Annotated in this window: 17 protein-coding genes; 12 read left to right on the top strand and 5 right to left on the bottom strand. The window is 65.2% G+C overall.

Going from position 1 to position 13,139, the window contains the following annotated elements; genetic code table 11:
• Window positions 1-132: 132 nt before the first annotated feature.
• Window positions 133-723 carry a LysE family translocator gene (locus JHC57_RS17040; protein WP_294031472.1) on the bottom strand — a complete coding sequence of 197 codons (591 nt, stop codon included), beginning with the start codon at window positions 721-723 and terminating at the stop codon, window positions 133-135.
• Between the two features lie 73 nt (window positions 724-796).
• On the opposite strand from JHC57_RS17040, the gene JHC57_RS17035 reads away from it, so the two are divergent.
• From JHC57_RS17035 to queE, 8 genes are all read left to right on the top strand, one after another.
• Window positions 797-1,249, top strand: coding sequence for an Lrp/AsnC family transcriptional regulator (locus JHC57_RS17035; RefSeq protein ID WP_294031470.1), 453 nt, complete (start codon window positions 797-799; stop codon window positions 1,247-1,249).
• 67 nt (window positions 1,250-1,316) lie between these two features.
• Window positions 1,317-2,315, top strand: coding sequence for an LLM class flavin-dependent oxidoreductase (locus JHC57_RS17030; protein WP_294031468.1), 999 nt, complete (start codon window positions 1,317-1,319; stop codon window positions 2,313-2,315).
• A 91-nt stretch (window positions 2,316-2,406) separates the two neighbouring features.
• Window positions 2,407-3,594 (top strand): aspartate aminotransferase family protein, encoded by a 1,188-nt coding sequence (locus JHC57_RS17025; RefSeq protein WP_294031467.1) that lies wholly within the window; start codon window positions 2,407-2,409, stop codon window positions 3,592-3,594.
• A 28-nt stretch (window positions 3,595-3,622) separates the two neighbouring features.
• Complete coding sequence (gene argF / locus JHC57_RS17020) at window positions 3,623-4,549, top strand: ornithine carbamoyltransferase (protein ID WP_294031465.1); 927 nt, start codon at window positions 3,623-3,625, stop codon at window positions 4,547-4,549.
• Between the two features lie 10 nt (window positions 4,550-4,559).
• Window positions 4,560-5,483 (top strand): Hsp33 family molecular chaperone HslO, encoded by a 924-nt coding sequence (locus JHC57_RS17015; RefSeq protein WP_294031464.1) that lies wholly within the window; start codon window positions 4,560-4,562, stop codon window positions 5,481-5,483.
• Between the two features lie 175 nt (window positions 5,484-5,658).
• The gene (locus JHC57_RS17010; RefSeq protein ID WP_294031463.1) at window positions 5,659-6,027 is read left to right on the top strand and encodes a hypothetical protein; all 369 of its coding nucleotides are present in this window, start codon (window positions 5,659-5,661) and stop codon (window positions 6,025-6,027) included.
• Between the two features lie 172 nt (window positions 6,028-6,199).
• A complete protein-coding gene (gene queC, locus JHC57_RS17005) occupies window positions 6,200-6,883 on the top strand; it encodes a 7-cyano-7-deazaguanine synthase QueC (RefSeq protein WP_294031461.1) in 684 nt (227 codons plus the stop codon).
• A gap of 4 nt (window positions 6,884-6,887) precedes the next feature.
• Entirely contained in the window at window positions 6,888-7,520 is a 633-nt protein-coding gene (gene queE / locus JHC57_RS17000; protein ID WP_294031460.1) for a 7-carboxy-7-deazaguanine synthase, read from the top strand.
• A gap of 3 nt (window positions 7,521-7,523) precedes the next feature.
• Here the strand turns inward: queE and JHC57_RS16995 are convergent, their stop codons facing one another.
• Complete coding sequence (locus JHC57_RS16995; protein WP_294031459.1) at window positions 7,524-7,868, bottom strand: hypothetical protein; 345 nt, start codon at window positions 7,866-7,868, stop codon at window positions 7,524-7,526.
• 9 nt (window positions 7,869-7,877) lie between these two features.
• Window positions 7,878-8,531 (bottom strand): lipoyl(octanoyl) transferase LipB, encoded by a 654-nt coding sequence (gene lipB, locus JHC57_RS16990; RefSeq protein ID WP_294031458.1) that lies wholly within the window; start codon window positions 8,529-8,531, stop codon window positions 7,878-7,880.
• A gap of 131 nt (window positions 8,532-8,662) precedes the next feature.
• On the opposite strand from lipB, the gene JHC57_RS16985 reads away from it, so the two are divergent.
• Complete coding sequence (locus JHC57_RS16985; RefSeq protein ID WP_294031457.1) at window positions 8,663-9,409, top strand: hypothetical protein; 747 nt, start codon at window positions 8,663-8,665, stop codon at window positions 9,407-9,409.
• A gap of 113 nt (window positions 9,410-9,522) precedes the next feature.
• Window positions 9,523-10,404 carry a hypothetical protein gene (locus JHC57_RS16980; protein WP_294031456.1) on the top strand — a complete coding sequence of 294 codons (882 nt, stop codon included), beginning with the start codon at window positions 9,523-9,525 and terminating at the stop codon, window positions 10,402-10,404.
• A 57-nt stretch (window positions 10,405-10,461) separates the two neighbouring features.
• On the opposite strand, the gene hemF is transcribed toward JHC57_RS16980, so the two are convergent.
• Window positions 10,462-11,322: an oxygen-dependent coproporphyrinogen oxidase gene (gene hemF, locus JHC57_RS16975; protein ID WP_294031455.1), complete on the bottom strand. Its 861-nt coding sequence runs from the start codon at window positions 11,320-11,322 to the stop codon at window positions 10,462-10,464.
• Window positions 11,319-11,777, bottom strand: coding sequence for a tRNA (cytidine(34)-2'-O)-methyltransferase (locus tag JHC57_RS16970; protein ID WP_294031454.1), 459 nt, complete (start codon window positions 11,775-11,777; stop codon window positions 11,319-11,321). The genes hemF and JHC57_RS16970 overlap by 4 nt, the downstream gene beginning before the upstream one ends.
• A gap of 222 nt (window positions 11,778-11,999) precedes the next feature.
• Between JHC57_RS16970 and petA the strand changes: the two genes are divergently transcribed.
• Together petA and JHC57_RS16960 are read left to right on the top strand one after the other, a co-directional pair.
• Entirely contained in the window at window positions 12,000-12,557 is a 558-nt protein-coding gene (gene petA / locus JHC57_RS16965) for a ubiquinol-cytochrome c reductase iron-sulfur subunit (protein WP_294031453.1), read from the top strand.
• 13 nt (window positions 12,558-12,570) lie between these two features.
• Window positions 12,571-13,139, top strand: a 569-nt coding sequence (locus tag JHC57_RS16960) for a cytochrome b N-terminal domain-containing protein (protein WP_294031451.1), incomplete at its 3' end; no start/stop codon positions are given.

Genomic DNA, 13,139 nt, shown 5'->3' with positions numbered 1-13,139 from the left:
CGAAGGTCATCGTCCCCATGCAGATGTCGGACACATGGATGGCGCTCTTGCCGAGGCGGCGGCTTTGCATGGCTCTGTTCTCCGATCAGAAGGGGGTGCGGCGTGCTTAGGTCGCGAAGCCGGGCCTTGCAATCAGATCAGCAGTGCGAGCGATCCGACGAGCAACGCCGCCATCGTCCAGTTGAACGCCCTCAGCCGCGCCGGGCTCGACAACCAGCCGCGCAGCGACACGCCCATCACCGCCCACAGGCTGGTCGAGGGCAGGTTGATGATGCCGAAGATCACCGCGACGAGCAGCACGGCCCCGATATTGCGATCGGGGGCGTAGAGCGCGATCGCGGTGAGCGCCATCGACCAGGCCTTGGGGTTCACCCACTGGAACATCACCGCCTGGAAAAAGCTCATCGGCTTGCCGCGCGCAGCGCCTGCGGTATCGGGTGCGGCGGCGTTCGCGATCTTCCATGCAAGCCACAGCAGATAGGCTATGCTCACCACCTTGAGCGCGATGTTGAGCACCGGGAACAGGTCGAACAGCCCCATCAGTCCGACGCCGACGAGGACGATCATCAGCGTGAAGCCGATGCCGACGCCGAGCGCGTGCGGGACGGTACGACGCAGCCCGAAATTGGCGCCCGACGCCATCAGCATCATGTTGTTCGGTCCCGGCGTGATCGACGAGACGAGCGCGAAGGCGGAAAGCGCGGCGAGGGTGGTCTGTTCCATGGCGCGCAACATAATGCGTTCGGCGCGCGATGGATTGCAAAGATACGTAGTCATCGGATAGATTGTGCAATCCATGATCAAGATTGATGCAATCGGCCGCAAGATATTGCGAGAATTGTCACACGATGGACGAATCTCGAACCTCGAACTCGCCGAGCGCGTCGGGCTGTCGCCGTCGGCGTGCCTGCGCCGGGTGCAGGAGCTGGAACGCAGCGGGGTGATCAAGGGCTATCGCGCGGTGATCGACCCCGCGAAGCTCGGGCTGACGTTCGTCGCCTATGTGACCATCGGTCTGTCGTCGCACACGAAGAAGTCGCAGAATGATTTCGAGGCGGCGATGGCGCTCGCGCCCGAGGTGCGCGAATGCCACAATATCACCGGCACGATCGAATATCTGCTGCGCGTCGAGACCGAGGATCTAGCGTCGTACAAGCATTTCCACACCGAGGTGCTCGGCGTGCTGCCGCAGGTGCATTCGATCACCACCTATGTGCTGATGGATTCGCCCAAGGACGAGCGGGCGTAGTTTTTCTTCGCCATGCCCGCGAAGCGGTGAGGTTGAACCTCGCGCCCCGTCACCGCATATCGGTTTCATGACGAAACTCTCTTTCCTCGATCTCGTGCCCGTCACCGATACCGGCACGATCGCGCAGTCGCTCGCCAACGCCGCCGATCTCGCCCGCCACGCCGAGGCGCTCGGCTATGAGCGCTATTGGGTTGCCGAGCATCACGGCATGACGGGAATCGCGAGCGCCGCGACCTCGGTCGTGCTCGCGCATATCGGGCATGCCACCGATCGCATTCGCATCGGGTCGGCAGGGATCATGCTGCCCAACCATGCCCCGATGGTGATCGCCGAGCAGTTCGGGACGCTCGAGGCACTGTTCCCCGGCCGTATCGATCTGGGCCTCGGGCGAGCGCCGGGATCGGATCAGCGCGTTGCGCGAGCCCTGCGCCGTACGCTGGCGAGCGACGAGCGCCAGTTTCCGCAGGACGTGCTGGAGTTGCAGGCGTTTCTGGCGGGTGACGAGCAACTCGGCATCACCGCGGTCCCGGGTGCGGGCACCCATATCCCGCTGTGGATGCTCGGTTCCAGCACCTTTGGCGCGCAGCTCGCGGCGATGCTCGGGCTGCCCTATGCCTTTGCCAGCCATTTCGCGCCCGATGCGCTCGACGAAGCGCTCGAAATCTATCGCCGCCAGTTCAAGCCGTCGGCGCAGCTCGCGGAACCCTATGCCGCTGCGGCTTTCAACGTCTTTGCGGCCGACACGCGCGAGGAGGCCGAGCTGCTCGCCTCGTCGCAGCAACAGGCCTTCGTTGCGCTGCGCACCGGCAATCCGGGCAGGATGAAACCGCCGCTCGAAGGCTACAAGGACAGCCTGCCGCCCAACGCGCGCGCGATCCTCGACCATGTTCTCCAATGCTCGGCCGTGGGAACCGTCGACGACGTCGCGGCCGGCCTCAAGGCCTTTCAGGCGCGCACCGGGGTTGACGAGATCGTCATTGCCTCGTCGATGTACGATCATGATGCGCGCAAACATTCGGTCGCGCTGGCGATGCAGGCGGCAAGGTCGCTCCCACCCTCGTGTTGACGCGCCTCCGGCACCGGCAGTATAGGAGCGGCCCGACCGATGGCGGCCCGTTTGGGGTCGCCTTTTTACTTTAGTTCGAAAGGTGCCTGCCATGACGATCACGCCGCTGATGCCCGTATACCCCCGGTGCGCAGTGCGTCCGGTTCGCGGCGAAGGCGCGTATCTGATCGGCGAGCGAGGCGAACGCTATCTCGACTTCGCGAGCGGTATCGCGGTCAACCTGCTCGGTCACGGCCATCCGCACCTGACCAAGGCGATTCAGGATCAGGCGGCGACGCTGATGCACGTCTCGAACCTCTATGGCAGTCCGCAGGGCGAGGCTTATGCCGCGCGGCTGGTCGAAAACACCTTCGCCGACACGGTGTTCCTGACCAATTCGGGCGCCGAGGCGGTCGAATGTTCGATCAAGACCGCGCGCGCCTATCATTCGAGCGCGGGGAACGCCGAAAAGCACACGCTGATCACCTTCAACAACGCCTTTCACGGCCGCACGCTCGGCACGATCTCGGCGACCAATCAGGAAAAGCTGCGCAAGGGCTTCGATCCGCTGCTGCCGGGCTTCGCCTACGCGCCGTTCGACGACATCAACGCCGCGCTCGATCTGGTCGACGACAATACGGCGGGCTTCCTCGTCGAGCCGATCCAGGGCGAGGGCGGCATCCGCCCGGCGTCGCAGCCCTTCCTTCAGGCGCTGCGCGATATCTGCGACAAGCGCGACCTGATGCTCGTGTTCGACGAGGTCCAGTGCGGCGTCGCGCGTACCGGCCACGTCTATGCCTATGAACATTATGGCGTGACGCCCGACATCATGGCCAGCGCCAAGGGGATCGGCGGCGGTTTCCCGATGGGCGCATGCCTCGCGACCGAGAAAGCCGCGCGCGGCATGGTCATCGGCACCCATGGTTCGACCTATGGCGGCAACCCGCTCGCCTGCGCCGCGGGACAGGCGGTGCTCGACGTCGTGCTCGAAGAGGGTTTCCTCGATCAGGTCAAGGCGACCGGCGAGCGCCTGCGCGGCGCGCTCGAACAGCTCATTCCGAACCACGACCAGCTGTTCGACAGCGTGCGCGGCGTCGGGCTGATGCTCGGGCTCAAGCTCAATTCGGACAGCCGTGCGTTCGTTGCGCATCTGCGCGACAATCACGGGCTGCTGACCGTCGCGGCGGGCGAGAATGTCGTTCGCGTGCTGCCGCCGCTGAATATCGACGATACGCACATCGCCGAATTCATCGAAAAACTTTCGGCGGGCGCGGCGAGCTACACGCCGCCCGAGTCCTGATGTTTTCCGTTCCCGTAGAACGGAGGGCATGATGCGGCACTTCCTGAACCTGACCGACGCGGGCGGGGACGCCGTCGCCGCGATGCTCGCCGATGCGATCGATCGCAAGGCGGCGCGCGCCGGCTGGCCCAAGGGCAAGGTCGACGCCGATGCACCGCTCGCGGGCCACGTGCTGGCGATGGTGTTCGAAAAGAATTCGACGCGCACCCGCGCCTCGTTCGACATCGCGATCCGCCAGCTCGGCGGCACGCCGATGATCATGGACGCGGGCGTGACGCAGCTCGGGCGCGGCGAGACGATCGCCGACACCGCGCGTGTGCTGTCGCGCTATGCCGATGCGATCATGATCCGCACCGACGACCATGCAAAGGTCGAAGAGCTCGCCGAATATGCGGGCGTGCCCGTGATCAATGGTCTCACCGACCTGTCGCATCCGTGCCAGATCGTCGCCGACCTCCTGACGGTGGTCGAGAGCGGCAAGGCGCTTCCGGGGCTCGAACTCGCGTGGCTCGGCGACGGCAACAATGTCCTCGCGTCGCTGATCGAGGCGGCGGGGCTGTTCGGCTTTCATGTCCGTGCGGGCGTCCCGCAGGGCTATGAACCCGATGCAGACTTCGTCGAGGCGGCGCGGGCGAAGGGCGCGCGCATCGACATCATGCGCGACGCGCGCGAAGCTGTCGCGGGCGCCGATCTCGTCGTCACCGATACCTGGGTGTCGATGGGCCAGGACCATGCGCACAACAAGATCGCGGCGATGGCGCCCTATCGGGTCGATGAGCGGCTGATGACGGGTGCCAGGAGCGACGCGATCTTCCTCCATTGCCTGCCCGCGCATCGCGGCGACGAGGTCGTCGATGCGGTGATCGACGGGCCGCAGTCGCGCGTCTGGGACGAGGCCGAAAACCGCGTTCATGCGCAAAAATCGATCCTGCTATGGGCGCTCGGAAAATTGTGAGTTTGAAAACGTGAGCGACATTATCGAAACATGGTTCGACCAGCCCTTGCTGTTCACGATTGCCGAGCGGCATGTGCGCGGGCGGCTGGTGCGGCTCGGGCCCACGCTCCGGACGATCATGGGGGCGCATAATTATCCGCCGGCGGCCGAAAAGCTGCTGGCCGAAGCGCTGGTGCTCACCGTGTTGCTCGGCTCGACGCTCAAGGACGAGAACGGCCAGATGACGCTGCAGGCACAGACCGGCGGCGGCCCCGTCGAGCTGCTCGTCTGCGACTATCGCGGCGGCGAACTGCGCGGTTACCTCAAGTTCGACGCCGAGCGGCTCGCCGAGGTCGGGGCCGACCCGACCCTGTTCGCACTGTTCGGTGAAGGCTTTCTCGCGATCACCTTTGACCAGGCGACGACGGGCGAGCGCTATCAGGGCATCGTCCCGCTCGAGGGGGCGTCGATCGGCGAGGCTGCCGAACATTATTTCGAACAGTCCGAACAGATCCCGAGCCTGATCAAGCTCGCCGCCCGGCACGATGCCGAAGCGGGCTGCCTTGCCGGCGGATTGCTTCTGCAGCATCTGCCCGAGGGCGAAGTCGGCCGCGACCGGCTCCATGTCCGTCACGACAGTCCCGAATGGGAACATGCCAAGACGATCGCGACGACGCTCAAGGCCGAGGAACTCACCGATCCCGCGACTTCGCTCGAGACGCTCGCGTGGCGCCTGTTTCACGAGGACGAGGTGCGCGTCGAGCCCGGCGTCACCGTGTCGCGCGGTTGCCGGTGCAGCACGGGCTATTTTGCCGGCGTGCTCGCGCAATTCCCGGAGGCCGAGCGGGCCGAAATGGCCGACGATGCGGGCAATATCGTTGTCGATTGCGCCTTTTGCTCGCGTTTCTTTCCGATCCCGCTGGACGAAATTTCGACCCACGATCGCGGCGAATAGCGACGCAATTGCGGTCGTTCGCGCGATGAAGCGGGGCAATCCGGCGCCAAGCGGTTGAAATGTTGCGGGGGCGTTGCTAGCTAAACGGGAACGGGGTCGCAGCCCAGCCCGGCGACGGGCGGCGAGTGGATAGGAAAAAATGGCGATCTTCTCTCCCTTGTTTCGATGGCCCTTGATGGCGTGCGCCCTTGCGGGTGCGAGCGCGGTGCCGGCGCAGGCGCCGTCGCTGGCGATGCTCGACCGGCTCGAAAAGGGCGGCTGGCAGTTGCGCGAGCGCGGCAAGGATGCGGTGGTCCAGACCGTCTGCCTCGGCGATGCCCGGCGGATGATCCAGATCCATCATCCGCGCGCGACCTGCTCGCGCTATGTCATCGAGGATACGCCCAATTCGGTGACGGTCCATTACACCTGCCCGGGCGCGGGACACGGCCGCACGACGATCCGCAGCGAGACGAACAGGCTGGTGCAGATCGACACGCAGGGCATCGCCGACGGCAAGCCCTTCTCCCAGGCGATCGAGGCGCGCCGCACCGGCGGCTGCTGAGCGAACGAAATATTAACCATCCATCGCTAGACCGGAGCAATGGCATATGTGTGTGCCATTCTCCCTAACGGCTGTCATGCCGAACTGGGCCGTGCGGCGATCGCCTCGCGGCCCGTTTCTTTGATCGGGCCCGGCCCTTGCGCCTCCGCGGGCACGGGCCTATCTGGCGCCGATGCAGCAAGTTTCCGGAAAAACGGTGATCGTCCTCCTGTCGGGCGGGCTCGACTCGATGGTCTGTGCGGGCCTCGCGCGTGAAGCGGGCGCGCGCATCGTCGCGCTCACGATCGACTATAACCAGCGCCACCGCGTCGAACTCGAATCGGCCGCGCGCATCGCCGGCTATATCGGCGCGGCCGAACATATCGTGCTGCCGCTCGACCTTCGCCGCTTCGGCGGGTCGGCGCTGACCGACGATATCGACGTGCCCAAGGACGGTGTCGGCGACGATGTGCCGATCACCTATGTGCCCGCGCGCAACCTGATTTTCCTGTCGCTGACGCTCGGGCTCGCCGAGGCGCGGGCTGCGCAGGACATCGTTATCGGGGTCAATGCGCTCGACTATTCGGGCTATCCCGACTGCCGCCCCGAATTCATCGAGGGTTTCGGGAAGCTCGCGGCGCTTGCGACGCGCGATGGCGACAAGGGCGTCGAATTCCGTATCCACGCGCCGCTCCAGCACATGACCAAGGCCGATATCGCCGCCGAGGCGGCGCGGCTCGGGATGGACGCGGGGATGAGCTGGTCGTGCTACGATCCCACGCCCGAGGGGCTGCACTGCGGCGCGTGCGACAGCTGCCGCCTCCGGTCGAAGGGCTTCGCCGACGCGGGCCTCGCCGACCCGACGCGTTACGCCTGAGCCGATGACCTACGCAGTCAAAGAGATTTTCCTCACCCTGCAGGGGGAGGGGGCGCAGGCGGGCCGCCGCGCGGTCTTCTGCCGCTTTGCCGGGTGCAACCTCTGGACGGGCCGCGAGAAGGACCGCGCGAAGGCGGTCTGCCGGTTCTGCGATACCGATTTCGTGGGCACCGACGGCACCCTGGGCGGCAAGTACAGGACCGCAGCGGCGCTGGCGGATGTCATCGCCGAAAGCTGGGGTCCGGGCCGCGACGACCGTTATGTCGTGCTCACCGGCGGCGAGCCGATGCTGCAGGTCGACGGCGGGCTGATCGACGCGCTCCACGAACGCGGTTTCACGATCGCGATCGAAAGCAACGGGACGCTGGCGATCCCGCGCAGCATCGACTGGATCTGCGTCAGCCCCAAGGCCGGCAGCGAGCTGGTCCAGACGAGCGGCGACGAACTCAAGCTCGTCTGGCCGCAGCCGGGCAGCGAAATCGAGCGGCTGGCGGCGCTCGATTTCGGGCATCTGCTCGTGCAACCGCTCGACGACCCCGATGCCGCCGCCAACGTGCAGGCATGCATCGATCTGGTGATGGCCGATCCGCGCTGGCGCCTGTCGCTGCAGACGCACAAGAATCTGGGGCTCCGCTAGGGCCTATTCGCCCTTTTTCGCGGCGGGATCGGCGGTGATCGCCTTTTTCGCGACCGGCATGTCGACCGCTTCGGGATTATCGGTCCCGGCACCGTCTTCACCCGGCGTGTCCGCTGCGTCCGTGTCGTCGGCCTTCGCCGTCTCCTTCTTCGTGCCATCGTCGGGAACGCTGTTGTCGACAGCGGTGCCGTCGCTCGCCGCGTCGTCGAGGATGATCATCGAATCGCTGATCGATCCGGGCTGGACCTCCACCGCGTCGAGCCGGGTCGTCGATTTGCCGCCGGTGTCGCCGCCGCCGCAGGCGGCAAGGGCAAGCAGGGCGAGCGATGCGAGAAGGATACGGGTCATGCGGCGGTCCTAGTCGTTCGGTGAAAGCTTGTCGAGAAAGGCGGGCAGCGTCCGCACCAGCGCGGCGTCGACACCGGCGAAGCCCGCGGTCTTGCCGAGCGCGGCGAGGCTGGTGACCGGGAATTCGGCGATGCCGCACGGCACGATGCCGCCGAAATGCGCGAGGTCGGGTGCGACGTTCAACGAAAAGCCGTGCATCGTCACCCAGCGCTTCACACGCACGCCGATCGCGCCGATCTTCGCCTCGCGGCCGTCCGCATCGTCGGTCCAGATGCCGATGCGCCCCTCGGCGCGGCGCGCCTCGACCCCGAGCAGCGCGAGCGCGTCGATCACCCAGCCTTCGAGTGCCGAGACATAGGCGCGCACATCGCGCCCGCGCCGTGTCAGGTCGAGCTGGATATAGCCGACGCGCTGGCCCGGGCCGTGATAGGTGTAGCGCCCGCCGCGCCCGGCGTCGTAAACCGGAAACTGCGGGTCGAGCAGTTCGGCGGGATCGGCGCTCGTGCCGGCGGTATAGAGCGGCGGATGCTCGAGCAGCCAGATACGCTCGCCCGCGTCGCCGCCATGGATCGCGGCCGCGCGCGCGTCCATGTCGGCCAGCGCGGCGTCATAGTCGGTCAGGCCCGGACTGATGATCCATTCGGGTGAGGGAAGGCTGTTCATTCGCCGGCTATCTGGCCCCCCGCATCGCCGCATGCAAGCCCCGCCGCACGCTTTGCCGACAGGGCTGGACAGATGCGCCGAAGATCGTCACCTTCGGGATAACGGCGAAGCCAAAAAATGACGGGGTATCAATGGTAAAATTCGATATGGGTGCGGCCTGGGACGACACGCTGCAGCTTTTGAAATCGCATTCGGCTTTGGTCGGTACGATCGCGGGTGTGTTTCTGTTCCTGCCGGCGCTCGCCTTCGCCTGGTTCGGGCCGGTGCCGATCGAGCCCCCGGCAGGCGCCAATTTCGAACAGTTCGTGACGACCATGCGCGAAAGCTTTCGCCAGATGGTCCCGGGACAGCTGGTCGTCGCGCTCTCGACGATGATCGGCTCGGTGGCGATCCTGCGGCTGTGGCTGTCGCGGACCGGCATCAGTGTCGGCGAGGCGCTGACCTTCGGGCTCATGCTGTTCCCGACGATGATCGCGACCCAGATTCTTTCGGGCATCGCGATCTTTATCGGCTTCATCCTGCTGATCATCCCGTGCCTTTATCTGATCGGGCGGCTCGCGCTCGTCTCGCCGGCGATTGCCGACCGGGGCATATACAATCCCTTCGAGGCGATCCGGACGAGCTGGGAGCTCACGCGAAACAATGGCTGGGCGGTCTTCTTTTTCCTGTTCCTCGTCAGCATCGTCATCGTGATCGCGGCGCTGATCATCGGCGGTATCGTCTCGGTGATTTTCGGAACCGAGCCCGGGATCGGCCGCATCATGGGCGGTCTGGTCGAGGCCGCTTTCGGCGCGGTCGGCAGTCTCGTCTCGATCGCGGTATCGGCTGCGGCGTACCGCCAGCTCGCGCTGCGAACCTCGTCCGACGTGTTCCAGTGACCGGCATCGCCGCAAGAACAATGAATGTGTCGCAATCGGGGCGAAGCCGGCTGGCCTTCGCCGTGCCTTGGATGGAGTGAAGAAACAGGCTTTGACAAACAGGGGGAAGTGACATGACAAAAATGACTATCGGAGCGGCCTTTTCGGAAACCTTTGCGTTTCTGAAGGCCAACTGGATGCAGATGCTGATCTGGGTGGGCGGGGCGCTCGTCATCGTCGGCCTGCTCGGCTATCTGGTCCTCGGATCGACCTTTTCGGCGATGGCGCTCGCGCCCAATGACCCGTCGCTGGTGATGGGCGCGTTCGGCAAGATTTTCCTGTTCGCGCTGATCGCGGCGGTGATCTTCTATGGCGTATCGATGCTGATCTGGCGCGGCGGGATGCATCCCGGCGAAGCGCCCAATTTCGCGTGGGCGTTCCAGGCCGGGCCGGCGCTGGCGTTCGGCATGGTGGTGGTAATGATCGCCGCCTATATCGTGATCTTCATCATCATGCTCATCCTGACGCTGATTTTTGGCGCGGCGCTCGGCGGCGTGGGGGCCTTCTCGCCGGGGGCACTGGAATCGGGCGCCGCCGGCGCGATCGGCGGTGGCGCGATCTTCCTGATGATCATCGTCTATATCGCGGTGATCGTGTTCATGCTGTGGGTGCAGGGCCGCTTCATGGTCGCGGGACCCGTGATGGCCGAGCGCCTGACCCGCAATCCGGTGACCGGGCTCGGCGAATCGTGGCGGCTGACGGGCCCGTCGCAATGGACGATCGTCGGCTTCTATCTGCTCTTCACGATCGGCATCTTCATCTATGCGATGATCGCGGGGATGATCTTCGGCGGGATTCTGGGCGCCGTGGCGGGCGGTTCGATCGTCGGCGCGATCCTGACGATGATCGTGATGGCAGCGCTCGTCTATCTGCCGATCATCATGATCTCCTTCTCGATACCGGTCGGCGTTTATCGCGCCATCGCGCCGCGTGCGTCGGGCGACGTCTTCGCCTGATCGCCCGGCAAGGGACTCGGTGAAAGGGCGCTCCGGTGACGGGGCGCCCTTTTCGCGTCAGGCCCACTTCGCCAGCGGCGGCAGGCTCATCAGGATCGCGTCGATATTGCCGCCGGTCTTCAGCCCGAACAGGGTCCCGCGGTCATAGACGAGATTGAATTCGGCATAGCGCCCGCGCCAGATCAGCTGTTCCTCGCGCTCGGCGTCGGTAAAGGGCAGCCCCATGCGGCGCCGCACGATCTGCGGGAAAATGTCGAGGAAAGCCTCGCCGACCGCCTGCGTCAGCTGGAAATTGCGGTCGAACTCGGCATCGTCGCCGCATTCGAGATGGTCGTAAAAGATGCCGCCGACGCCGCGGTGGACGCCGCGGTGCGGGATATAGAAATAATCCTCGGCCCATTTGGCATAGCGCTCGTAGACGTCGGGGCCGAAGGGGGCGCAGGCGGCGCGCAGCCGCGCGTGGAACGCGTCGGTGTCTTGCCTGTAGGGGATCGGCGGATTGAGGTCGGCGCCGCCGCCGAACCAGCGCTTTGTGGTCGCGAGGAAGCGCGTGTTCATATGTACCGCGGGAACATGCGGGTTCGCCATGTGCGCGACGAGGCTGATTCCCGTCGCAAAGAAGCTCGGGTCGTCGCCCGCACCGTGAATCGAGGCGGCGAAATCGGGTGCGAACTGGCCCGCGACCGTGGAAACGTTGACGCCGACCTTTTCGAAGACCTTGCCCGTCATCACGCCGCGCACGCCGCCCCCGCCTTCGCCCGGCTCGAGTCCTTCGGCTTCCCGGTCCCACGGTGTGTAGTCGAAGCGCGCGTCGCTGCCCGCCTCGGCCTCGATCGCCTCGAATTCGGCGCAGATCCGGTCGCGGAGCGATTCGAACCAGTCGCGCGCGGTCTGCTGCTGCGGGTCGAGCGTGATCATGCGGGAAAGCCTTTCGTTTGCCTGAGCGCTTCGGCGAGCGCGATGCCAGCCGCGACCGCGACATTCAAGGATCGAAAGCCGGGCTGCATCGGAATCGCGACCCGCGCGCCGGCGGCCTCGTGGACATGATGCGGAACGCCGGCGCTTTCCGATCCGAAGAGCAGCACGTCGCCGCGAGCGAATTCGAAATCGGGAAGGGGAGTGGCGCCCGCGGTGGTCAGCAGCACGACGCGCTGCCCGCCGATCTGCGACCATTGGCCAAACGCGTCCCAGCCCGGGTGACGGCGGACGTTGGCGCGGACGGCATAATCCATGCCCGCGCGTTTCAGCGCCGCGTCGCCGAAAGGAAAGCCGCACGGCTCGATGATATGCGCGGGCGCGCCGAAGCAGGCGGCGGTGCGCAATATGGTGCCGACATTGCCGGCGATGTCGGGTTGAAACAGCGCGATTTCCATGCCGCTGCCATAGAGGCGAAGGCGCTGCGAATCGAGAGGCTTGGCTGCCGCGGGGCGGCCGGGTGACGGAAGCGGAAATTGCCTGTTGGCAAGCCCGGACAGTGCGGCTATCAGGCCCGCAATTCCCGGAGGGGCCGCCGGGTTGTGTGCCTTTGTGCGCGCGCAACAGGGCGGGTCATTCCTTCGAGAACTTTTGTGGTTCACCCATACAAGGGCAATCGAATGGCCAGTGAAACTGAACTCAACGCCGGTACCGAAGATGGCGTACGCCGCCGGGATTTCATCAATATTGCGGCAGTGAGTTTCGCTGGTGTCGGTGCGGTCGCCGTGGTGCTCCCGCTCGTGAACCAGATGAATCCGTCGGCGGACGTGCTCGCGCTGTCGACGACGCAGATCGATATTTCGGCGATTCAGCCTGGTCAGGCGATCAAGACGAGCTGGCGCAAGCAGCCGGTGTTCGTGCGCAACCTCGTGGCGAAGGAAATCGCCGAGGCGAAAGCGGTGCCGCTGGGCGACCTCCGCGATCCTGAAACGATCGATCAGCGGACCAAGCCCGGCAAGGAAAACTGGCTGATCACGCTCGGCGTCTGCACCCACCTGGGCTGCGTGCCGCTCGGCGCCGCGGAAGGGGAAAACCGCGGCGATTTCGGCGGCTATTTCTGCCCGTGTCACGGGTCGCACTACGACACCGCGGCGCGCATTCGCAAAGGTCCGGCACCCAAGAATCTGGTTGTGCCGCCTTATAATTTTGACAGCGACACCGTCGTGACGATCGGCTGAGGAGCGAGATAAGATGAGCTTTCCCTGGGCCAAACCCTATGAACCCCAGCATCCGTTGATGAAATGGATGGACGAGAAGCTGCCGATCCCGCGCCTCGTCTACAATGCGACGGGTCCCGGCTATCCGGTGCCGCGCAACCTCAACTATTTCTGGAACTTCGGCGTCCTCGCCGGCGCCGCGCTGATGATCCAGATCATCACCGGTATCGTTCTGGCGATGCACTATGCCGCGAATGCCGGCGTGGCGTTCAATTCGGTCGAGCATATCATGCGCGACGTGAATGCCGGCTGGTTCATCCGCTATGCGCATATGAACGGCGCGAGCATGTTCTTCATCGTCGTCTATCTGCACATCTTCCGCGGCCTTTATTACGGTTCGTACAAGGCTCCGCGCGAAATGGTGTGGCTGCTCGGCGTCGTGATCTTCCTCCTCATGATGGCGACCGCCTTCATGGGTTATGTGCTGCCGTGGGGCCAGATGAGCTTCTGGGGCGCGCAGGTCATCACCGGCTTCTTCTCGGCGATACCGATCGTCGGCGAACCGGTGCGCGAATGGCTGCTCGGCGGTTTCGTCCCCGACAA

The sequence above is a fragment of the Sphingopyxis sp. genome, from assembly GCF_016463645.1.
Taxonomy (GTDB): Bacteria; Pseudomonadota; Alphaproteobacteria; order Sphingomonadales; family Sphingomonadaceae; genus Sphingopyxis.
Note: the sequence above shows the minus strand (reverse complement) of the source record. Positions and strands in the feature narration are given on the sequence as shown.